Genomic DNA, 21470 nt, shown 5'->3' on the forward strand with positions numbered 1-21470 from the left:
GATCATCGTGCCCGCTGTCAGCGTTGCGCGCTCAGTCGCGCCTTCTCCAGCGCGCCGAGGGTGCGCATGATCGTGGCCTTCTGCTTCTCCAGATCGCTGCGCCGGGCGCGGGCCGCGAGCCCGGACTGCTCGGCCACCTGGGCCAGCTGCGCGTCGACCTGAGTCATCTGGTCCAGCAGCGCAAGGGCGCGGGTCTGGATCTCCTCGAGGTCCACGGCGTCGGAGCGGACCGGCGCGGCAGCAGGCGTGGCCGCCGGGCGCGCGGCGCGGGGGGCCGTCGCGGTGCCGGAGGGGGCGGGTCGCGCTGCGGCAGCGGGGGACTCGGCGACGACGGCGGCGGCGCGGGGGCGCAACGCCTTGCGGACCAACGCCGGATCCGGCGGGGTGGCGAGCTTGATCTGGTTCAGCACCTGGCGGGCGTCACGGGCGGTGACCCGCCACTCGCGCTCTTCCTCGTCGTCGGACTGCAGGGTGCCGCCGAGGGGGCGCAGGCCGTACATCCCGAGGAACCGGCGTGCGCCCTCGATGATCTCTTCCTTCTCGCGGCACGTGCCGCAGCGCGGCTCGTTGCGATACATGTCGACCGACTCGTCGTCACCGCACCAGACGCAGGCTCCGGGAACCCAGGCTCGTCGAGGTTCGCGTCTGGCCGACATCATCGTTGTGGTTTCGGCCGGAGCGTCGAGAGTCTGCGCGTCAATCACGACGCATGACAATAAAGCAGACGATCGGGACCCTTCACACCGGCTCGGCATTGCACCTGGCGTTCTTCCCCCGGTCGTGATCAATCTCATGTTCGCTTGCGTGGAGCGGGCGTCCGTGCGCTGGCAGTAGTTGTCGCGCAAGAGGTTTGCGTCACGTCGTCGCGGGGTGGCGGTCAGTCGAGAACGTCGCCGAGCCAGTCGACGAGGGCCCGCATCGCGCCCCAGGCCTCGCGGACCTCACGCAGCGTCCGGGGACTGTCGATCCAGTCGGGTGAGGTGAACAGCAGGCCCGCGGTGAGCGTGCGGTGCCGCAGCAGCTCGATCCGCGGATGGTCCGCGCGGTAGCCGCGCGGGGCGGTCTTGAGTCGGTCGCCGCCGATCTCGAATCCGGCGGCCTCGAGGTCGGCGGTGATCGTCACCAGCTGGTCGCCGCGCAGGTCGGCGTCGACGGCGGTGCGGTAGCGGGCCAGCCGGTCCGGGGTGTGCGCCCAGTACCCGCCTGCCACGAACAGGCCGCGGGCATCGATCTGCACGTAGAAGCCGGTGCCGGGGCAGGCTTCGATGTACCCGCCCTGATGGGTCTTGTACGGCGACTTGTCCCGCGCGAACCGCACGTCGCGGTACGGCCGAAACACCTTGCCGGAACCGAAGTCCGGTTCCAACTCCTCGAGCAATGCGAGCATTGGAGCCCGCACCGACGCGTCGTAGACCGACCGGTGCGCGGTCCAGAAGCGCTTGCTGTTATCGGACTCGAGGTCCTCGTAGAAGTCGAGTGCCGCGACGGGGAATCCGGTGAACACACGAAAAGGCTACGCCCGTGCGCGCGTGCCGGGGCTCAGCCGCCGGACGCGGGCACGGGCGCCGAACGCCTACGCGATGCCGTTGAACAGCGAGGTCACCGAGCCGTTCTCGAAGACCTCCTTGATGGTGCGCGCGAGCAGCGGGGCGATGGACAGCACCGTCAGCGTCGGGAAGCGCTTGGACTCCGGGATCGGCAGCGTGTTGGTCGCGATGACCTCCTTCGCGCCGCAGGTCGCCAGGCGCTCGGCCGCCGGGTCGGAGAAGACGCCGTGCGTGGTTGCGATGATCACGTCGCCCGCTCCGGAGTCCTTGAGCACCTTCACCGCACCCGCGATGGTGCCGCCGGTGTCGATCATGTCGTCGATCAGGACGCAGGTCATGCCCTTCACGTCGCCGACGACGCGATTGGACTTGACCTGGTTCGGGACCAGCGGGTCGCGGGTCTTGTGCACGAACGCCAGCGGTGCGCCGTCGAGGGCGTCGGCCCACTTCTCGGCGACCTTGACGCGGCCCGCGTCGGGGGAGACCACGCAGATGTTCTCGGTGCCGTAGTTCTCCCGCACATAGCCGGCGAGCTGGCCGAGCGCGTGCATGTGGTCGACGGGTCCGTCGAAGAAGCCCTGGATCTGATCGGTGTGCAGATCGACGGTGATGATCCGGTCCGCGCCCGCGGTCTTGAGCATGTCCGCGATCAGGCGCGCGGAGATCGGCTCACGGCCGCGGTGCTTCTTGTCCTGGCGGGCGTACGGGTAGAACGGCAGGATCGCGGTGATGCGCTTCGCGGAGCCCCGCTTGAGCGCGTCGATCATGATCAACTGCTCCATCACCCACTGGTTCAGCGGCGCCGGGTGACTCTGCAGCACGAACGCGTCGGATCCGCGCACCGACTCCTCGAACCGGACGAAGATCTCGCCGTTGGCGAAGTCCGTCGCCGTCTGCGGGGTGACCTGGATGTCCAGTTCCTTCGCCACCTGCTCCGCCAGTTCGGGATGCGCGCGACCGGAGAAGAGCATCAGGTTCTTCTGGTTGTCGATCCAATTCGCGGTCACTGCTCTTCGCCGTCCTTGTTCGTGTCATCGTTGTGCTGCTGTGCGGTGGCCGCCGCCTCCGCGGCCGCCGTGCCGGGACGATTGCGTTCGACCCAACCCTCGATATTGCGTTGCTTGCCTCCGGAGACGGCCAGCGCCCCCGGCGGCACGTCCTCACGCAGGACGGTGCCTGCGCCGGTGTATGCGCCGTCGCCTACCCGTACCGGTGCGACGAACATGGTGTCCGACCCGGTCCGCACGTGCGACCCCACCACGGTACGGGTCTTGGTGACCCCGTCGTAATTGACGAAGACGCTCGACGCCCCGATGTTGCTGTGCGACCCGATGCTCGCGTCCCCGACGTACGTCAGGTGCGGCACCTTGGTGTGGTCGCCGATGTCGGAGTTCTTGACCTCGACGAACGCCCCGAGCTTGCCCGCGGCGCCGAGCACGGTGCCCGGACGGAGGAAGGTGAACGGCCCGACGGTGGCGCTGGCGCCGATCACCGCCCGCTCACCGTGGGTGCGGACCACCGAGGCCCCCGCCCCGACGGTGACGTCGGTGAGCGTGCTGTCCGGCCCGATCACCGCGTCCTCGCCGATCACGGTCCGGCCGTGCAACTGCACGCCGGGCCGGATGGTGGCGTCGCGCTCGATGATCACGTCGACGTCGATCCACGTGCTCGCCGGGTCGACGACGGTCACCCCGGCCCGCATGTGAGCATCGAGGATGCGGCGGTTCAGGTCGCGGGCCAACGCGGCCAGCTGCACGCGGTCGTTGGCGCCTGCGACCTTGCCCGGGTCGTCGAGCTGCGCGGCGTACACATCCCTGCCGAGCTCGCGGGCGATCCGCAGCGCATCGGTGAGGTAGAACTCACGCTGCGCGTTGCTCGGATCCAGGCGCGCAACGGCGTCCCGCAGCACCTGCGCGTCGAACGCGTACACGCCGGAATTGACCTCGGTGATCGCGATCTGGTCGGGGGTCGCGTCCGCGTGCTCAACGATCTCCAGCACCGCGCCTGCGGCGTCGCGCACGATCCGGCCGTACCCGTTGGGGTCGGCGGGGACGAATGTCAGAACGGTCGCGCCCGCCGGTGTCGGCTCGGCGTGATGCTCGTCGAGCAGCCCCCGCAGGGTGTGCCCGTCGAGCAGGGGAACGTCCGCGGAGGTGACGACGACGGTGCCGGTGAAGTCCGCGGGCACCGCGGCGAGACCGCACTGGACCGCGTGGCCGGTGCCGTTCTGCTGCTCCTGCACCGCGGTCGCGATCTCGATGCCGAGGGCGGTGGCGGTGTCCGCGACGGCCGCCCCGACCGCCTCCCGCTCATGCCCGACGACAACGACGAGGTGGGTCGGCTTCAGTTCCGCCGCCGCGTGCAGCGAATGCGCGAGCATCGAACGCCCCGCGAGGGTGTGCAGCACCTTCGGGGTCTTGGACCGCATCCGTGTCCCCGCTCCGGCGGCTAGGACGATCACGGCGGTCTCGGTTGACATGAAGCTCCTCGTATCGACAGTGTGCCCGAATCGACATGTGCTGGTTCTGCGTCGTGTGTGTCTGTGAGGTGCTCCGCCGCCAGGACTCGAACCTGAACTATCTGAACCAAAATCAGAGGTGCTGCCATTACACTACGGCGGATTGCCTGCGGATTCGCAGAACATCCAGGGGTCGAAACCCCGGCTTCGGCGGTCCGCTGTGCGCCCTAGATCCTCGCATGAGCACCCGTGTCGGTGCTAACCGCCTCGCCGGTTCGGATGCGGTGGGCCGATACGCTGGCACCATGTCGCGACCACCGCAGGCCCCGGCCGACAAGCAGCCCCCAGCCGACAAGCCGCCCCGGACCCGGATGACCGGGACGCAGCGCCGCGAGCAGCTGATCGAGATCGGCCGCAGTGTGTTCGCCGAGCGCGGCTACGAGGCCGCGTCGATAGAGGAGATCTCCGCCCGCGCGAACGTCTCGAAGCCGGTCGTCTACGAGCATTTCGGTGGCAAGGAAGGGCTCTACGCGGTCGTCGTCGACCGCGAGATGTCGGTGCTGCTGGACATGGTGACCCGCTCCCTCGAGCAGAACCGGTCGCGGGTGCGGGTCGAGCGGGCGGCACTGGCGCTGCTCACCTACGTCGAGGAGCGCACCGAGGGGTTCCGGATCCTGGTGCGGGATTCCCCGGTGTCGGCGGAGGAGGGCACCTATTCGAGCCTGCTGAACGAGGCCGTCACCCGGGTCGGGCATCTTCTCGCAGGCGACTTCTCCCGTCGCGGGTTCGATCCGGAGTTGGCGACGCTGTACGCGCAGGCCCTGGTCGGCATGGTCGCGACGACCGCGACGTGGTGGCTCGACGAGCGGACACCGCCGAAGGAGACCGTTGCCGCGCACCTGGTGAACCTGTGCTGGAACGGCCTGACGAACCTGGAGGCGGATCCGCAGCTCGGGAAGTGAACGGGAACCGACCGGTTTGTAACGAATAGGTGTAGCGGTTCGACACAGCAGCCATGATCACCAGGACCGGACTCCTCGGCACCGCCCTCGCTGCCGCGCTCCTCGTCGTCTCGGCGGGCACCTCGGCGGCGTCCGAGCCGGTGCCGCTCGACAAGGTGTTCAACCCGTTCGTGCTGAGCACCCTCGCCGACGGCGGCATCGCGCCGCCGCAGCAGTGGTACCCGCGGCTGGCCAGCGACGACCCCTGGTACGACGCCCCGCCGGTCGGTGACGCCGCACCGGGAACCCTGCTGCGGGCCCGGCCCGCGACGGTCCAGGTCTACGGTGTGCAGCCCGGCCACGTGTCGGCGTGGCAGCTGATGTACGTCACCACCGCCTTCGACGGGTCGCCGACCGTCAGCACCGGCATCCTGATGATTCCGCAGGACGGCACCCCCGCCGGCGAACGCAAGCTCGTCGGATACGCGGAGGCGAACGACAGCCTCGGCCCGAACTGCATGCCGAGCACCCAGTGGACGGGCGGCAACCAGGGCGACCCGTCCCTGTTCTCCGCGCTCGGCCCGGTGGCGCAGATGTTCGGGCACGGCTGGGCCGTGATGATGAGCGACACCGCCAACGACGGGGACACCGCACCCAACGGGTTCGCGGTCGGCAACTTCGCGGGCGCCGCAACCCTGGACGGCCTGCGCGCCGCGCTTGCGCTGCCCGACGCGGGCCTCGCCGCCGACACCCCGATCGGGCTGTACGGGATCGCGGGGGGCGGCGTCGCCGCCGGGTTCGCCGCCGAGAAGCAGGCCAGCTACGCGCCGGAACTGAACGTCGTCGGCACCGTGCTGCAGGCGATGGTCATCGACAGCGCCACCTTCGAGCGGAGCGCCGACGGCGGCATCGGCGCCGGATTCGTGTTCGCGAACTCGCTGAGCTACGCCGCCACCTACCCGGAGATCGACCTCGACCGGGAACTGACCCCGCTCGGCAGGCTCGTCGCCGACGCCTTCAACAACACCTGCCAGCAGAACTACCTGTACATGCCGTTCCTTCCGCTCGGCGCGCTGTACGAGAACGGCCGTCCCGCGGACAACCCGGTCTTCGCCAGGGCATACGCCGAGAACCGGATGGGTCAGCGGGCGCCTGCGGCGCCGGTGCTGATGACCTCCTGCCGCGACGACTTCCTCGTCCCGTACTCGGACGTCGAGAACCTGGTCGCCGCGTACCGGGCAGGCGGAACCGAGGTCACCGTCGACCCGAGCGTGTGCGGCGTGTTCGACATCCTCACCAACCCGTACCGGGTCGGCACCGAACTGCTCGGCATGCAGAACGTGGACTGGTTCGTCGGCCGCTTCGCGGAGGCGCGGCGGTGAGGGCGGCGATCGCGACGGTGCTGGTGGCCGTCGCGGCGCTGCTGACGCCTACGGTCGCCCTCGCCGACGATCTCGCGTACCTCGACGTTCCGCTGTCCAACGCGGACGCCGAAGGCAACGGCGGCGTCGCCCCGGACCTACCGACCGACCCTGCCGTCCTCGGTGCCGCGCTCGACCGGGCCCGCGCGGCGGGCGTCGACCCGACCCGGTACGCGGCACTGCTGCAACAGTTCTGGCTGACCACCGCCACCGTCAAGGCGGGCCTGGACCTGACGAACTGGGACCCGAACCGAGGCCTTGCCGCCAACGAACAGAACCTGGCGAACACCTTCCGGTACTACGAGCGACTCCAACTCGAGAACGCGGACTTCCTGTGGACCGGGCAGGGCGGCATGGCCGGGCCGTCGTTCGCGGCCGGGATCATGGACGTCGACCTCGGCCGGGTGGTCCTCGGTGTGCGGGGCGTCACCGACGCGGTCGCCGCGATCGTCCGGCCGCTCGACGACGCTGCCGCGCCCGCGAAGGCGACCCTCCCCGAGGACCTGCAGGCCCTGTTCGAGGTGGGCCGCACCATCACCGCCGACGACATCGCGCACTTCCAGGTGCAGGTCATCGCGATGAGCAAGCACATCTTCATGGACCTGATCCCGCAGCACGAGGCGTACCTCGCGGCAGGCATGACCGCGATCGACGAGTACCGCGACGCCGGCCTGATCGACGAGAACGCGTACGGCGCGTGGCGGGACATCGCCACCGGCGACCCGGACCTGGTGGTCGAGGGCAACAAGCGGCTGCTGTACCGGGAGCAGTACCAGTCGATCGGCGATCAGTGGGACCGCGCCCGCGCGTACCGCGGCCCGGTCGGGCGGGCACTGACCTACCTGTCCACCGTCGCGGCCGATCCCGCGATCCCCGGGGTGGTCCCGCCGCGGGAGGCAGCCCCGCTGACCCTGACCGCGGGCGACGTCACCGGCCGCCCGGTCACCGGACCGCAGTGGCGGCTGCAGACCCCGCTGCCCGCATTCAACTGGTCCGAGCGGGACGCCCGCTGGGCGTACATCACCGAGCAGATGCTGCCGAAGTACCGGGCGCTCAAGGAGGACCGGCCGCAGCTGTGGCGCGACACCCTCAGCGCGCCGATGGAGCAGCAGATCCTGCAGCAGCGGGCGCTGATGCGGCTCCCGCAGATGCTCACCTCGATGGCACGGACGACGCAGGTCCACTACCGCTGATCTCCGGGCCAGGGCGCCCGGCCTAGAATCGGTCGGGGCCGTCGGGCACGGCGGCCGGTCCTCGTTCGGCGATCCAGGGGCGGTCACATCCACATGCCATCGACGCTGTCCACCGCGGGCCCGGAATCCGGGCAGCCGCATCTTCCGCTCGCGGGCATCGCCCGGGTCGCGCTCGCCGGGGCCGCGTTCGGCCCGGTTCGGGATGCCCTCGGGCGCGCCGAGCTCGCGCTGGTCGCGCCGAACCCGGTTCGGCCCTTCCTCGCGTCCGCGATCGCCGAGCACGGTCAGCTGCTGCTCGTCACCGCCACCGGACGCGAAGCCGACGATCTCACCACGGAGCTGCGGGAGATCCTCGGGGACGCGGTCGCGCAGTTCCCGTCCTGGGAGACCCTGCCGCACGAGCGGCTGTCCCCGGGTGCCGACACCGTCGGACGTCGACTCGAGGTGCTGCGCAGGCTCGCGCACCCGGACAACGCCGACTACGGGCCGCCGCTGAAGGTGGTCGTCACCACCGTCCGCTCGCTGGTGCAGCCGATGGCACCCGGCCTCGGCGAGATCGCACCGGTCACCCTGCGGGTCGGCAGCGAGAGCCCGTTCGACGAGCTGATCGCGCGGCTCGTCGAGATGGCGTACACCCGCGTCGACATGGTCGGCAAGCGCGGCGAGTTCGCGGTCCGTGGCGGCATCCTCGATATTTTCTCTCCGACCGCGGATCATCCTGTGCGGGTGGAGTTCTGGGGGGATGAGGTGACCGAGCTTCGGCCGTTCTCGGTGGCAGACCAGCGGTCCCTGCCGGACCTCGAGGTCGCCGCCCTGATCGCGCCGCCGTGCCGCGAGTTGCTGCTCACCGAGACGGTCCGCGACCGCGCGGCCGCCCTGGCACGCGACAACCAGGCCGACGCGGCACTGGTCGAGATGCTCGACAAGCTGTCCGCGGGTATCCCCGTCGACGGCATGGAGGCGCTGCTGCCGGTGCTGCAAAACGGGGAGCTGGTGCTGCTGACCGAGGCATTGCCCGAGGGCACCCACGTCCTGCTCTGCGATCCGGAGAAAATCCGTACCCGCGCAACAGATCTGGTCCGCACCGGGCAGGAGTTCCTCGAGGCGTCCTGGACCGCGGCGTCGATCGGGGCGGCCGCACCGCTGGACACCTCCACGCTCGACACCTCCGGGGTCGGGGTGTCAGGGGCCGCCCTTGCTGCGTCGGCGTACCGGACGCTGCGGCAGGTGCATGCGAGCGCGACCGCGCAGGGGAGACCGTGGTGGACGGTCAGCCCGCTCGCCTCCGGCAGTGCCGACGAACTGGTCCTCGACGTGCAGGCGGCGCCGGAGGTGCGCGGCTCCGACGATCTGCTTGCCGAGCTGTTCGTGATGCTCCGGGCGCACGTCAGCACCGGTGGCCGGGCCGCGATCGTGGTCGCCGGGGCAGGCACCGCGCAGCGCGCGCTGGAACGACTCGGGGACGCGGAGGTGCCCGCCGCTCACCTCGCGCCCGGCGGCGAACCGCCCCGCGGCCAGGTGTCGGTGCTGTGCGCCACCCTGCAGAACGGCCTGATCCTTCCCGCCGGAGCGGAGCCTGCCGGTCTGGTGTTGGTCTCCGAATCGGACCTGACCGGCAACCGGGTCGCCGCGGCCGGCGACGGAAGGAAGCTGCCGCCCAAGCGCCGCAACCAGGTCGACCCGCTGGCGCTGACCGCGGGCGACATGGTCGTCCACGACCAGCACGGCATCGGCAGGTTCGTGGAGATGGTCGAACGCACCGTCGGCGGCGCCCGCCGCGAGTACCTGGTGATCGAGTACGCGGCGAGCAAACGCGGCCACCCCGGCGACCGGCTGTTCGTCCCGATGGAGTCGCTCGACCAGCTCTCGCGGTACGTCGGCGGCGAGCTGCCCGCGCTGTCCAAGCTCGGCGGATCCGACTGGCAGAACACGAAACGCAAGGCCCGCAAGGCGGTCCGGGAGATCGCGGGCGAGCTGGTGCAGCTGTACGCGGCGCGGCAGGCGGCGCCGGGGCACGCGTTCGGCCCGGACACCCCGTGGCAGAAGGAGATGGAGGACGCGTTCGCGTTCACCGAAACCCACGACCAGTTGACCGTCATCGACGAGGTCAAGGCCGACATGGAGAAGCCGGTCCCGATGGACCGGGTGGTCATCGGTGACGTCGGCTACGGCAAGACTGAGGTCGCCGTGCGTGCCGCGTTCAAGGCCGTGCAGGACGGCAAGCAGGTCGCGGTGCTGGTGCCGACGACCCTGCTCGCGCAGCAGCATCTGCAGACCTTCGCCGAACGGATGGCGAACTTCCCGGTGAAGGTGCGGGGCCTGTCCCGGTTCACCGACGCGGGGGAGTCCAAGGAGATCATCGCGCAGCTCGCCGACGGCGAGGTCGACGTCGTCGTCGGCACCCACCGGCTGCTGCAGACCGGGGTGCGCTGGAAGGATCTCGGGCTGGTGATCGTCGACGAGGAACAGCGGTTCGGCGTCGAACACAAGGAACACATCAAGGCGCTGCGCACCCACGTCGACGTGCTCACCATGTCGGCGACGCCGATCCCGCGCACCCTGGAGATGAGCATGGCCGGGATCCGGGAGATGTCGACGATCCTCACCCCGCCCGAGGAGCGGCACCCGATCCTCACCTACGTCGGCGCGTACGCCGACAAGCAGGTCGCCGCCGCGATCCGCCGCGAGCTGCTCCGCGACGGCCAGGTGTTCTACGTGCACAACCGGGTGAGTTCGATCGACAAGGCCGCCAAGCGGATTCGCGAGCTGGTGCCGGAGGCGCGGGTGGTGGTCGCGCACGGCCAGATGAACGAGGAGACCCTGGAGAAGACCGTGCAGGGCTTCTGGGAGCGCGAGTTCGATGTCCTGGTGTGCACCACGATCATCGAGACCGGGCTCGACATCTCCAACGCCAACACCCTCATCGTCGAACGAGCCGACTCGCTCGGCCTGTCCCAGCTGCACCAGCTGCGCGGCCGCGTCGGGCGCAGCAGGGAGCGCGGCTACGCCTATTTCCTGTACCCGCCGGAGAAGCCGCTCACCGAGACCGCCTACGACCGGCTCGCCACCATCTCGCAGAACTCCGACCTCGGTGCGGGCATGGCCGTCGCGATGAAGGACCTCGAGATCCGCGGCGCCGGAAACGTGTTGGGCGCCGAGCAGTCCGGGCACGTCGCCGGGGTCGGCTTCGACCTGTATGTGCGCCTGGTCGGGGAGGCGGTCGAGGCCTACCGCGCCGTCGCGGACGGCAAGCCGATCACCACCGACGAGGCGCCGAAGGAGGTGCGGATCGACCTGCCGGTCGACGCGCACATCCCACCCGACTACGTGACCAGCGACCGGCTGCGGCTCGAGGCGTACCGCAAGCTCGCCGCTGCCAGCAACGACGACGAGATCACCGCCGTCATCGACGAGCTCGTCGACCGCTACGGGCCGCTGCCCGAGGAGGTCGGCAGGCTGGTGTCGGTCGCGAAGCTGCGACTGCTGTGCCGCGAGTACGGGATCGAGGAGGTCGCCGTCACCGGAACCCAGCTCAAGATCTCGCCGATGCAGCTGCCCGATTCCAAGCAGCTGCGGCTCAAGCGGCTGTACTCCGCCGCCCAATACCGGGCCACCACCGGCCTGGTGCAGATGCCGCTGCCGCGCACCGGCGGTGTCGGGTCGGATCGGGTGCGGGACGTGCAGCTGCTGCAGTACATCGCCGACTTCCTGCTCGCGATGGACGGGCGGGCCGCCGGCGCCGTCGACGTGTCGGTCCCGGTCGGGGCGTCGGCGTGACCGGTGGCAGGCCGGGCGACGGCCTGGTCGAGGCCGCCGAGGTGATGGACCGGCTCTGGTCCTTCGGCGGCTGGGAGGTCACCCAGACGCACGATTCGCTGCGCCGGTACCTGCTGGAGGAAACCTACGAGCTGCTCGACGCGATCGACGCGGGCGACCCGGTCGGATTGCGGGAGGAACTCGGAGACCTGTTGCTGCAGGTGCTCTTCCACGCGCGGATCGCGCAGGAATCGGCCACCGATCCGTTCACCGTCGACGACGTTGCCCGCGGCCTGGTCGCGAAGCTGTCGGGGCGTAGCCCGCACCTGACCAACGGGCACACCGGCCCCGTCGACGTCGCCGAGCAGGAACGCGCGTGGGAGGTCGCGAAGGCCGCGGAGAAGGCGCGGGCGTCCTGCCTGGACGGCATCGCGATGGCCCAGCCCGCACTCGCGTTGGCGGAGAAGGTGATCGACCGGGCCACCCGGGCCGGGCTGCCCGCCGACCTGATACCCGAGGACATTCGGGTGGTGCGGATCGTCGCCGGGGAGAACGCCGAGGACGCCCTGCGCAGGGCGGTGCTCGGGTTCGCCGAGCGGGTCCGGGCGACGGAACGGGCGGCCAGGGAGTCGGGGTCGGTGCCGGGGGCGCTCACGCCGGACACCTGGTCCGCGCTGTGGTGACGCGCCGACCGGTGCCGCCCCGAGCGGCTGCCGTCGGCGGTGTCGCGCTCGCGGTCGCCGTCCTGCTCGGCGGCTGCGCACAGGATCCGCCGATCCCGCAGAACATCCCGCCGCTGCCCGGCGCGGCGTTGCCGCCGATCGACGTCGACGGGCCGGGGCGCACCGCGGACCAGCTCGCCGGCTGGGCGGCCGCACTGTCCGAGGAGACCGGGGTGTCCGCCACCGCCCTCGAGGCGTACGGGTACGCGGCGGCGGTGATGGCCCGGTCCCGCCCCGACTGCGGCATCGCCTGGACCACGATCGCAGGTATTGCGGGCGTGGAGAGCAGGCACGGCACCCACCGTGGCGCGCGGGTCGCCGCCGACGGGACCGTCGCGCCCGCGATCCGCGGGATCCCCCTGGACGGTGGGCCCGGGGTCGCCGAGATCCCCGACACCGACGGCGGCGTCATGGACGGCGACCCGGTCCACGACCGGGCGATGGGTCCGTTGCAGTTCATCCCGGAGACCTGGGTGCGTTGGGGTGTCGACGCGAACGGTGACGGCGTCGTCGACCCCGACAACATCGACGACGCGGCCCTCACCGCGGGCCGCTACCTGTGTGCCCGCGGCGGAGACCTCAACGGCGAGGCGGGCTGGCGGCAGGCGCTGATGGCGTACAACCTGTCCGGCCAGTACCTGCTCGATGTGCGGGACCGGGCCAACACTTACGCGGTCAGGAGTGCGCCGTGACATGCCCTAGGCTCAGACCTGGCACTATGTACCGACATCGTCTACGCCGTTATTAGGAGAACCATTCGTGGCCATCATCGAGCAGGTCGGAGCCCGCGAGATCCTCGATTCCCGAGGCAACCCCACGGTCGAGGTCGAGGTGCTGCTCGACGACGGCACCTTCGCCCGCGCCGCCGTGCCGTCCGGCGCGTCGACCGGTGAGCACGAGGCCGTCGAACTGCGCGACGGTGGCGACCGCTACAACGGCAAGGGTGTCCAGAAGGCCGTCGAGGCCGTTCTCGGCGACATCGCACCCGCGATCATCGGCATCGACGCCAGCGAGCAGCGCGCCGTCGACCAGGCCCTCCTCGACGAGGACGGCACCCCCGACAAGTCGCGGCTCGGCGCCAACGCCCTGCTCGGTGCGTCCCTCGCGGTGGCGCGGGCCGCGGCCGAGTCCTCGGGACTCGAGCTGTACCGCTACGTCGGCGGCCCGAACGCCCACATCCTGCCGGTGCCGATGATGAACATCCTCAACGGCGGCGCGCACGCCGACACCGGCGTCGACGTCCAGGAGTTCATGGTCGCGCCGGTCGGGGCGGCCACCTTCAAGGAGTCGCTGCGTTGGGGCACCGAGGTGTACCACTCGCTCAAGTCGGTTCTCAAGGCCAAGGGCCTGTCCACCGGCCTCGGCGACGAGGGCGGCTTCGCGCCCGACGTCGCGGGCACCAAGGCCGCCCTCGACCTGATCAGCGAGGCCGTCGACAAGACCGGACTCAAGCTGGGCACCGACGTGGCGCTCGCGCTCGATGTCGCAGCCACCGAGTTCTACACCGACGGCACCGGGTACAAGTTCGAGGGCCAGAACCGGACGGCCGCCGAGATGGGCGCCTTCTACGCCGAGCTGCTCGGCCAGTACCCCCTCGTCTCGATCGAGGACCCGCTCAGCGAGGACGACTGGGAGGGCTGGGTCGCCCTCACCGAGGCCATCGGGGACAAGGTCCAGCTCGTCGGCGACGACCTGTTCGTCACCAACCCGGAGCGTCTCGAGGACGGCATCGTGAAGGGTGCGGCCAACGCGCTGCTGGTCAAGGTCAACCAGATCGGCACGCTGACCGAGACCCTCGACGCCGTGGACCTCGCGCACCGCAACGGCTACAAGACGATGATGAGCCACCGGTCCGGCGAGACCGAGGACACCACCATCGCCGACCTCGCCGTCGCCGTCGGCAGCGGCCAGATCAAGACCGGTGCCCCGGCCCGTTCCGAGCGGGTCGCCAAGTACAACCAGCTGCTGCGCATCGAGGAGTCGCTCGGCGACGCCGCCCGGTACGCAGGCGAGCTCGCGTTCCCGCGGTTCTCGTTCGGCTCCTGACCGGCTGACCGACCATGAGCCAGCGCGGCAGGTCCCGACCGGGCGGCAGCCCGGGTGGCCGTGAGCCCCGTCGTCAACGCGACGGGGACGGGACGCGACGCTCGACGTCGCGGACCCGGCCGAGCGGACCTGCCGCGCCCGGCTCCACCGGAGCGGCGGGCCAGTCGACGCCGCCGTCGCCGACCGAGAAGCCGGTCGGCGGAGCGCGTTCCCGCCGCCGCCCGACCGCACCGCAGCCCGAGCGGACCGTGCTGGGGCTGTCCACCGCCCGCGCGGTGATCCTCGCGATGGTGATCTGCGTGGTGGCGCTGACCGTCGCGGTGCCGCTGCGCACCTACCTCGGGCAGCGCAGCGAGGCCGAGCAGGTCGCCGAGCAACGCAGACAGCTTGAGGCGGACGTCGACCAGTTGACCCGGGACAGCGCGCAGGCCGACGATCCGGCGTATGTGCGGGCGCAGGCCCGTGAGCGGTTGCAGTACGTGATGCCGGGGGAGACCCCGTATCAGGTGCAGCTGCCCGGCGCGACCGCCCCGCCGGTCGAGGATCTCACCAAACCCAAGCACGACGGCGACCCCTGGTACACCGACCTGTGGCGTCCGATCGTCGAACCGCAACCCACCCCGACGCCGCCTCCTGCGCCGCCGCCGGCACCGCCCGCGTCGAGCCAGGACGGCGCCGGGTCGATGACCATTCCCCAGGATCAAGGAGGGCCCACCGGGTGACCGAGCCTGCCGAGAACAACGTGCCCAAGGCGGATCTGGATGTCGTCGCCGCGCAGCTCGGTCGCGAGCCGCGCGGCGTGCTCGCGATCGCGTACCGCGCACCCGACGGCACCCCCGGCGTCGTCAAGACCGCGCCGCGACTGCCCGACGGAACCCCGTTCCCCACCCTCTACTACCTCACCGACCCGCGGCTGACCGCGGAGGCCAGCCGCCAGGAATCGGCCGGGGTGATGAGGGAGATGACCGAGCGGCTCGCCCGCGACCCGGAATTGGCGGCAGGCTACCGGCGTGCGCACGACTCGTACCTCGCGGAGCGAAACCAGATCGATTCGCTCGGAACGGATTTCACCGGCGGAGGCATGCCGGATCGGGTGAAGTGCCTGCACGTGCTGATGGCGCATGCGCTGGCGAAGGGCCCTGGCCTGAACCCGTTCGGCGACGAGTCCGTTGCCCTCGCCGCCGACGCCGGGTTGCGGGGCACCGCCATTCCCGCGGACTGGCCGCGGTACGTCGCACCGGAGGCGGCAGGGAACATCACGCCGGAGGCGACAGGGGATAACACCGGGGATACCGAATGACGCGGGTCGCCGCGATCGATTGCGGAACCAACTCGATCCGCCTGCTCGTCGCGGACGCCGACGAGCACGGCCGGCTCACCGACGTCGTCCGGGAGATGCGCGTCAATCGGCTCGGCCAGGGCGTCGACGCCACCGGCCGGTTCACCCCCGAGGCGCTCGAGCGCACCCGCGCCGCGCTCGAGGAGTACGCGGGCATGATCGGCGAGACCGGGGCGTCGAGGGTCCGGATGGTCGCGACGTCCGCTACCCGCGACGCCGCGAACCGCGAGGACTTCTTCGCGCTGACGCGGGAGGTGCTCGGCGCCGTCCTCCCCGGATCCGAGGCCGAGGTGATCACCGGCGACGAGGAGGCCCGGCTGTCGTTCGCCGGTGCGGTCGGCGAACTCGACGCGGCCGCGGGGCCGTTCGTCGTCGTCGACCTGGGGGGCGGATCCACCGAGGTCGTGCTCGGCGACGCGGACGGGGTGCACGCGGCGCACTCCACCGATATCGGGTGCGTCCGCCTGACCGAACGCTGCCTGCACGACGACCCGCCGACCGCCGACCAGATCGCCGCGGCCCGGGAGTTCGCCGCCGTGAAGATCGGCGAGGCCTTCGCCCGTGTGCCCGTCGAGCGGGCGCGCACCTGGGTGGGGGTCGCGGGCACCATGACCACGCTGGCCGCGGTGTCGCTGGACCTGCCGCACTACGACGCCGAGCGGGTGCACCTGTCGCGGATGTCGCTGGACCGGTTGCATGAGGTGAACGCGGCACTGCTGCACCGGACCCACGAGCAGCGGGCCGCGATCGCCACCATCCACCCCGGCCGCGTCGACGTGATCGGCGGCGGCGCGATCGTCGCGGACGTTCTCGGCGAGGAACTCGCCCGCCGCGCGGGCATCACCGAACTGATCGTCAGCGAGCACGACATCCTGGACGGGATCGCGCTCTCGATCCTCTGACCGCACTACAGTCGTCACCGGCGCCCGCCCCCGTAGCCCAATTGGCAGAGGCAGCGGACTTAAAATCCGCCAAGTGTCGGTTCGAGCCCGACCGGGGGCACCGCGTCGGCGTCGACTGGTTGGACGATTGTTCAGTTGAAACCGGCATGTCGGGCGCTTCCGTCCCGTAGCGTCGGCGCCGACAGTACGAACATGCATCAAAGGAGCAATCATGGGCAGTGCGGAAACCATCCTCGTCGGCGTTCTCTCGCAGGTTCTGACCAACCTGGTCAAGGACGCCCTCGGCTCCTAGTACACGCTCGCGATGTCCGTCCCACCCGTCGGTGGGGCGGGCATCGGTCGTTTCGGCGACCGTCGGCCCCCGGCAGCGCCCCGATCTTCGGGTGCGAACCGGGGGCATTTTCGTGCCCTGTACATGCCAGAATCCGCAGCGAAACGGCCCACGTGTGGGTGACGTCACGCTACGGCGTAAGAAACTCGCAAACCTGCTGAGCAGGGCGTTTCGGCTCGAGGGCTCATCAAGATCAAAGTTTGATAAACATTTGATCACGATCGACGTGTCGAGATGACTTCGTTACCTTCATCTGCGTTCCGGGGGATCGCGGTTGCGCTTGGGGATGCGCGCGCCGCGGCACGACGACAGTGAAGGAAATGACTGTGGCCAACACCCACAGGACGGTTACTCGTTCTCACCCGCTCACCCGCCGCCTGACTCTCGCGGCGGCCACCGCCGTGACCGGCGCCATCGCCGTCGCAGGCATCCAGTTCGGGGCGGGCACCGCGGCAGCGCAGCCGCTCGAGGTCCCGGCCGGGCTGCTGCCCGCCGGCGTGCAGGCTCCCGTGCTCGACCTCCCCGCAGGCCCGGCCGCGGACTGGGCGGCCGGACTGCTCGCATCGGTCGACCCGGGCAGCGCCGCCCCGTTCAAGGCGCGCACGGTGCAGCCGGTGTCGGGATCGCTGAGCTCCGGGTACGGCGCCCGCTGGGGCACCCACCACGGCGGCCTCGACATCGCAGCCCCGATCGGCACCCCGGTGCAGTCCGCCGCCGACGGTGAGGTGATCTCCGCTGGCCCGGCGGCCGGTTTCGGGCAGTGGGTGCGGGTCCGGCACGACGACGGCACCGTCACCGTGTACGGCCACGTCGACACCTACCTTGTGCACGTCGGCCAGCGGGTGTCCGCGGGCCAGCAGATCGCCACCGTCGGCAACCGTGGCCAGTCCACCGGGCCGCACCTGCACTTCGAGGCGTGGGACGCGGCGGGCAACCGGCTGAACCCGAACGCGTGGCTCGGAGACCGCGGCGTGGTGCCCACCTGGGGTTCCTGATCAAGCTTCGGTAAAGGTGGACGGGGCCGAGATCATCTTGTTATCTTCGGACGCGGACAAACGGTGCGCAGGAACCTGCTCGCCGCCGACCAAAGAAACGGATGGGGTACCGACCGTGGCAGATCATCGCAGTTCAGGACCGGGAACGATGGCGTTCGCCGCCGTCGATCCCGATGCAGTGCGGGGTCGCCACCGCGTTCCCGCGCAAGGTCACGGAACGGGTGTCAAGGCCGCGACGGTGGCCGCCGCGACCGGTGCGATCCTCGTCGGCGGTGCCCAGCTCGGCGGCGCGACCGCGGCGGCCGCGACGGTCGAGATGCCCGCCCTCCCTGCCGACGTCACCGCGGGCCTGCGCTCGGTCGGCGTCGAGGTGCCCGCCACCGTCGAGGTGCCCGACTTCGCCGCGGACGCCATCCCCGGCTTCGCGACCGCGAAGCAGTGGGCGCAGGACCAGAACTTCGGCTCGGCCAACCCGCTGCCCAAGCGGGCCGTTCAGCCGGTCAACGGGGTGCTGACCTCCGACTTCGGATCCCGCTGGGGCGCGCACCACGGCGGCCTCGACATCGCGGCCCCGATCGGAACCCCGGTCCTCGCCGCCGAGGCGGGCACCGTCATCTCCGCGGGCGAGGCATCCGGGTTCGGGCTATGGGTGCGGGTGATGCACGCCGACCGCACGATCACCGTCTACGGACACATCAACGACTACCAGGTCGCGGTCGGGCAGCAGGTGGCCGCGGGCCAGCAGATCGCCACCGTCGGCAACCGCGGCCAGTCCACCGGACCGCACCTGCACTTCGAGGTGTGGGATCCGCAGGGCAATAAGGTCGACCCCGGGGGCTGGCTGCGCGACAACGGCGTCTCGGTGACCTGGGGAAACAACGGCCGCAACGTCTGACCGGGCCGTCGAGGCCCGGAATTCGACTGTCGAGGATTCGATTTCGTGACCGACACCACCGTGGCGCCCGCCACCCTCGCGGCACTGCTCACGTCCCGCTACAGTTGCCGCGCGTTCCTCCCCGATCCCGTCCCCGAGGACGTGATCGTCGAGATCCTCACGATGGCCCAGCGCACCCCGTCGTGGTGCAACACCCAGCCGTGGCAGGTCGCCGTCACCGACGGTGAGGCGACGGACCGGTTCCGCCGCGGGCTCGCCGAGGCGGTGCGGGTCGCGGGCCAGGCGCCCGACATCGAGTTCCCCAGCGGCTACCACGGCGTGTATCGGGACCGCCGCAAGGAATGCGCGCTGCAGCTGTACTCGAGCCTGGGTATCGCGGGTGACCGGCAGGCCTCCGCGGACCAGACGATGCGGAACTTCGACCTCTTCGGCGCCCCGCACGTCGCGATCGTCACCACCGACGCGGCCCTCGGCACCTACGCCGCCGTCGACTGCGGGCTCTACGTCAACACCTTCCTGCTCGCCGCGCAGAGCCTCGGTGTCGCGACGGTGCCGCAGGCGGCGCTCGCCGGCTGCGCACCCTACGTGCGGGACTTCTTCGAGATCCCCGACGACCGGAACGTGCTGTGCGCCATCTCGTTCGGCTATCCGGACCTGACGCATCCGGCGAACGCGTTCCGCACCGGCCGCGCCGACCTCGACGCCGTCGTCACCTGGGTGTCGTAGCACCTGAGACACTGGTCGGGTGCCGGTCCCCGAGGAACTCTTCGCCGCCCTGCGTCGCCACCCCGACGTCGAGGCGCCCAACCTGTACGCCGTTGACGGCGCCGACCGGCTGATCCTCGACGAGGCCGCGGCCGCGCTCGCGGCGGCCGCGTCGGGCACGGTTGCGGTGATCGGGGACCACTACGGTGCGCTGACCCTCGGCGCCGTCGCCGGCTACGGTGCGAGCGAGGTTCGGGTGCATCAGGATCCGCTCACCGGGGAGCTCGCCCTCGCGGGCAACGCCGAGCGCGCCGGGCTGGCGGGCAGCTACCGGCAGTGCGGGCTGGGGGAGGACCTGCTCGCGGGGGCGACCGTCGTGCTTCTGCAACTGCCGCGTGGCCTGGCCGCGCTCGCCGAGATCGCCGAAACCATTGCGCGGTATGCGGATCCGTCCGTCGTTGTCTACGGCGGCGGACGCGACAAGCACATGGGCCGGACCTTCAACGACGTGCTGGCCGGCTCCTTCGCCGAGGTGCACGCGACCCGCGGACGGCAGAAGTCTCGTGTCCTCGTCGCCGCCGGACCGACCCCGGGCCCCGCGAGCTACCCTCGGCGCGAACACCTTCCCGAGTTGGGTCTCGACGTCGTCGCGCACGGCGCCGCCTTCGCCGGGCCGACGCTCGACCTCGGCACCCGGTTCCTGCTCGACGTCCTGCCGCGCACCGACCCGACTGCCCGGACCGCCGTCGATCTGGGCTGCGGCACCGGGATCCTCGCGGTCAGCCTCGCCCGGCTGCGGCCCGAGCTCGCGGTCATCGCCACCGACCAGTCCGCGGCGGCCGTCGACTCGGCCGCCGCGACCGCCGCAGCCAACGGGGTGGGGGAGCGAGTGACCTGCCTGCGTGACGACGCGATGTCGACCCTCGACGCCCGCTCCGCCGACCTGATCGTGTGCAATCCGCCGTTCCATATCGGTGCCGCCGTGCACACCGGCGCCGCGCAGGCGATGTTCCGGGCCGCCGCCCGGGTCCTGCGTCCCGGCGGGGAACTGTGGACGGTGTTCAACTCGCACCTCGGCTACCGCCCGGCGCTGGCGTCCGCCGTCGGTCCAACCGAACAGATCGGACGCAATCCCAAGTTCACCGTTACCCGGTCGGTGGCACGATGAGTCGGCGTCCGGGACGGTAGAGTCCGAATTGTCCGTCCGAGGGGAACTCGCAGACGGGCGTTAGTCGTTACCCAGGTAGTGAGGTCGGGTCATTCCGGCCCGACCGGCCCATCCGGGCCATCGAAAGAAGGGACACGCACGGTGCGCACCACCAGCAACCCGGTGTTCCGCAACCTCCCGAAGCAGGAGGGCGGATACGCCTCGTTCGGTTCTGCCGCGGCAGGCGCCGGGCAGATGACCCAGCAGTTCGGCCAGCCGCAGTACACGCAGGCCGAGCCCTACACCACCGGACCCGCCCAGCGGGCCATGACCATCGACGACGTCGTCACCAAGACCGGCATCACGCTCGGCGTGCTGACCATCACGGCGATCGTCTCCTACGTGCTGGTCAACCAGAACATCAACCTGGCGGCGCCGTTCGTCATCGTCGGCGGCCTCGTCGGCCTGGTACTGGTGCTGATCGCCAGCTTCGGCAACAAGATGGACAACCCGGCGATCGTGCTGGCCTACGCGGCGGCCGAGGGCGTCTTCCTCGGCGCACTGTCGTTCCTGATGACGTTCCAGATCTCCGGTGTCAGCGCGTCGACGATGATCGCGCAGGCCGTGCTCGGCACCTTCGGCGTGTTCTTCGGCATGCTCGTCGTCTACAAGACCGGCGCCATCCGCGTCACCCCGCGGCTGACCCGGATGATCGTCGGCGCCCTGATCGGTGTCGTGGTGCTCTCGCTCGGCAACCTGATCGCCAGCTTCTTCATGGACGGCGGCCTGGGCCTGCGCGACGGCGGCGCGATGGCGATCATCTTCAGCCTCGTCTGCATCGGCATCGCCGCGTTCAGCTTCCTGCTGGACTTCGACGCCGCCGACCAGCTGATCCGCGCGCAGGCGCCGGAGAAGGCGGCGTGGGGCGTCGCCCTCGGCCTCACCGTCACCCTGGTGTGGCTGTACGTCGAGATCCTGCGACTGCTGAGCTACTTCAACAACGACTAGCAGCACCCCGCCGAACGGGCGGTTGCTGGGGCATCGGCCGAGTGGCCGTCCCGGTAACCGCCCG

The 21470-nt window shown here is 70.7% G+C and carries 19 protein-coding genes and 2 tRNA genes; 16 read left to right on the forward strand and 5 right to left on the reverse strand.

All coding sequences use genetic code 11. From position 1 onward, the window contains the following. Positions 1-17: 17 nt before the first annotated feature. From ACFWQG_RS00890 to ACFWQG_RS00910, 5 genes are all read right to left on the reverse strand, one after another. A complete protein-coding gene (locus ACFWQG_RS00890) occupies positions 18-704 on the reverse strand; it encodes a hypothetical protein (protein ID WP_378505683.1) in 687 nt (228 codons plus the stop codon). 173 nt (positions 705-877) lie between these two features. Next, the gene (locus ACFWQG_RS00895; protein WP_378505684.1) at positions 878-1504 is read right to left on the reverse strand and encodes a DUF2461 domain-containing protein; all 627 of its coding nucleotides are present in this window, start codon (positions 1502-1504) and stop codon (positions 878-880) included. Positions 1505-1573: 69 nt separating this feature from the next. Beyond that, entirely contained in the window at positions 1574-2554 is a 981-nt protein-coding gene (locus ACFWQG_RS00900; RefSeq protein WP_378505685.1) for a ribose-phosphate diphosphokinase, read from the reverse strand. Then, positions 2551-4026 (reverse strand): bifunctional UDP-N-acetylglucosamine diphosphorylase/glucosamine-1-phosphate N-acetyltransferase GlmU, encoded by a 1476-nt coding sequence (glmU, locus tag ACFWQG_RS00905; RefSeq protein ID WP_378505686.1) that lies wholly within the window; start codon positions 4024-4026, stop codon positions 2551-2553. The genes ACFWQG_RS00900 and glmU overlap by 4 nt, the downstream gene beginning before the upstream one ends. 71 nt (positions 4027-4097) lie before the next feature. Further along, positions 4098-4168: transfer RNA gene (locus ACFWQG_RS00910), tRNA-Gln, on the reverse strand. A gap of 208 nt (positions 4169-4376) precedes the next feature. On the opposite strand from ACFWQG_RS00910, the gene ACFWQG_RS00915 reads away from it, so the two are divergent. The 16 genes from ACFWQG_RS00915 to ACFWQG_RS00990 all read left to right on the forward strand — a co-directional run bounded on the left by ACFWQG_RS00915 (position 4377) and on the right by ACFWQG_RS00990 (position 21406). Beyond that, positions 4377-4967: a TetR/AcrR family transcriptional regulator gene (locus ACFWQG_RS00915; RefSeq protein WP_378506032.1), complete on the forward strand. Its 591-nt coding sequence runs from the start codon at positions 4377-4379 to the stop codon at positions 4965-4967. 53 nt (positions 4968-5020) lie between these two features. Beyond that, positions 5021-6328, forward strand: coding sequence for a lipase family protein (locus ACFWQG_RS00920; RefSeq protein WP_378505687.1), 1308 nt, complete (start codon positions 5021-5023; stop codon positions 6326-6328). Then, entirely contained in the window at positions 6325-7560 is a 1236-nt protein-coding gene (locus ACFWQG_RS00925; RefSeq protein WP_378505688.1) for a Tat pathway signal protein, read from the forward strand. Before ACFWQG_RS00920 ends, ACFWQG_RS00925 begins: the two co-directional genes overlap by 4 nt. Positions 7561-7653: 93 nt before the next feature. Then, positions 7654-11337: a transcription-repair coupling factor gene (mfd, locus tag ACFWQG_RS00930; protein ID WP_378505689.1), complete on the forward strand. Its 3684-nt coding sequence runs from the start codon at positions 7654-7656 to the stop codon at positions 11335-11337. Further along, positions 11334-11999, forward strand: coding sequence for a MazG family protein (locus ACFWQG_RS00935; protein ID WP_378505690.1), 666 nt, complete (start codon positions 11334-11336; stop codon positions 11997-11999). The genes mfd and ACFWQG_RS00935 overlap by 4 nt, the downstream gene beginning before the upstream one ends. A gap of 11 nt (positions 12000-12010) precedes the next feature. Beyond that, positions 12011-12730 carry a lytic transglycosylase domain-containing protein gene (locus ACFWQG_RS00940; protein WP_378505691.1) on the forward strand — a complete coding sequence of 240 codons (720 nt, stop codon included), beginning with the start codon at positions 12011-12013 and terminating at the stop codon, positions 12728-12730. A gap of 67 nt (positions 12731-12797) precedes the next feature. Next, on the forward strand, positions 12798-14084 hold the full coding sequence (eno, locus tag ACFWQG_RS00945) for a phosphopyruvate hydratase (protein WP_378505692.1): 1287 nt from the start codon (positions 12798-12800) through the stop codon (positions 14082-14084). 14 nt (positions 14085-14098) lie between these two features. Beyond that, positions 14099-14806: a septum formation initiator family protein gene (locus ACFWQG_RS00950; protein ID WP_378505693.1), complete on the forward strand. Its 708-nt coding sequence runs from the start codon at positions 14099-14101 to the stop codon at positions 14804-14806. Continuing rightward, positions 14803-15384, forward strand: coding sequence for a DUF501 domain-containing protein (locus ACFWQG_RS00955; protein WP_378505694.1), 582 nt, complete (start codon positions 14803-14805; stop codon positions 15382-15384). The genes ACFWQG_RS00950 and ACFWQG_RS00955 overlap by 4 nt, the downstream gene beginning before the upstream one ends. Then, positions 15381-16325: an exopolyphosphatase gene (locus tag ACFWQG_RS00960; protein WP_378505695.1), complete on the forward strand. Its 945-nt coding sequence runs from the start codon at positions 15381-15383 to the stop codon at positions 16323-16325. Before ACFWQG_RS00955 ends, ACFWQG_RS00960 begins: the two co-directional genes overlap by 4 nt. 26 nt (positions 16326-16351) lie before the next feature. Beyond that, positions 16352-16425 (forward strand) — tRNA-Leu (locus ACFWQG_RS00965). A 551-nt stretch (positions 16426-16976) separates the two neighbouring features. Further along, positions 16977-17651 carry a M23 family metallopeptidase gene (locus tag ACFWQG_RS00970; protein WP_378505696.1) on the forward strand — a complete coding sequence of 225 codons (675 nt, stop codon included), beginning with the start codon at positions 16977-16979 and terminating at the stop codon, positions 17649-17651. 115 nt (positions 17652-17766) lie between these two features. Continuing rightward, positions 17767-18546: a M23 family metallopeptidase gene (locus ACFWQG_RS00975; RefSeq protein ID WP_378505697.1), complete on the forward strand. Its 780-nt coding sequence runs from the start codon at positions 17767-17769 to the stop codon at positions 18544-18546. Between the two features lie 45 nt (positions 18547-18591). Beyond that, positions 18592-19272 carry a nitroreductase gene (locus ACFWQG_RS00980; RefSeq protein ID WP_378505698.1) on the forward strand — a complete coding sequence of 227 codons (681 nt, stop codon included), beginning with the start codon at positions 18592-18594 and terminating at the stop codon, positions 19270-19272. Between the two features lie 19 nt (positions 19273-19291). Beyond that, positions 19292-20419 carry a class I SAM-dependent methyltransferase gene (locus ACFWQG_RS00985; protein ID WP_378505699.1) on the forward strand — a complete coding sequence of 376 codons (1128 nt, stop codon included), beginning with the start codon at positions 19292-19294 and terminating at the stop codon, positions 20417-20419. A gap of 141 nt (positions 20420-20560) precedes the next feature. Then, positions 20561-21406 (forward strand): Bax inhibitor-1/YccA family protein, encoded by an 846-nt coding sequence (locus ACFWQG_RS00990; RefSeq protein ID WP_378505700.1) that lies wholly within the window; start codon positions 20561-20563, stop codon positions 21404-21406. Positions 21407-21470 lie beyond the last annotated feature (64 nt).

The sequence above is a fragment of the Rhodococcus sp. NPDC058532 genome (assembly GCF_042719255.1).
GTDB lineage: Bacteria > Actinomycetota > Actinomycetes > Mycobacteriales > Mycobacteriaceae > Rhodococcus_G.

Bases quoted from the DNA above. Each gene is read 5' to 3' on its own strand.
- ACFWQG_RS00915 (WP_378506032.1), top strand. From the start codon at position 4,377: ATGACCGGGACGCAGCGCCGCGAGCAGCTGATCGAGATCGGCCGCAGT.
- ACFWQG_RS00920 (WP_378505687.1), top strand. From the start codon at position 5,021: ATGATCACCAGGACCGGACTCCTCGGCACCGCCCTCGCTGCCGCGCTC.
- mfd (WP_378505689.1), top strand. From the start codon at position 7,654: ATGCCATCGACGCTGTCCACCGCGGGCCCGGAATCCGGGCAGCCGCAT.
- ACFWQG_RS00970 (WP_378505696.1), top strand. From the start codon at position 16,977: ATGACTGTGGCCAACACCCACAGGACGGTTACTCGTTCTCACCCGCTC.
- glmU (WP_378505686.1), bottom strand. From the start codon at position 4,026: ATGTCAACCGAGACCGCCGTGATCGTCCTAGCCGCCGGAGCGGGGACA.
- ACFWQG_RS00960 (WP_378505695.1), top strand. From the start codon at position 15,381: ATGACGCGGGTCGCCGCGATCGATTGCGGAACCAACTCGATCCGCCTG.
- ACFWQG_RS00950 (WP_378505693.1), top strand. From the start codon at position 14,099: ATGAGCCAGCGCGGCAGGTCCCGACCGGGCGGCAGCCCGGGTGGCCGT.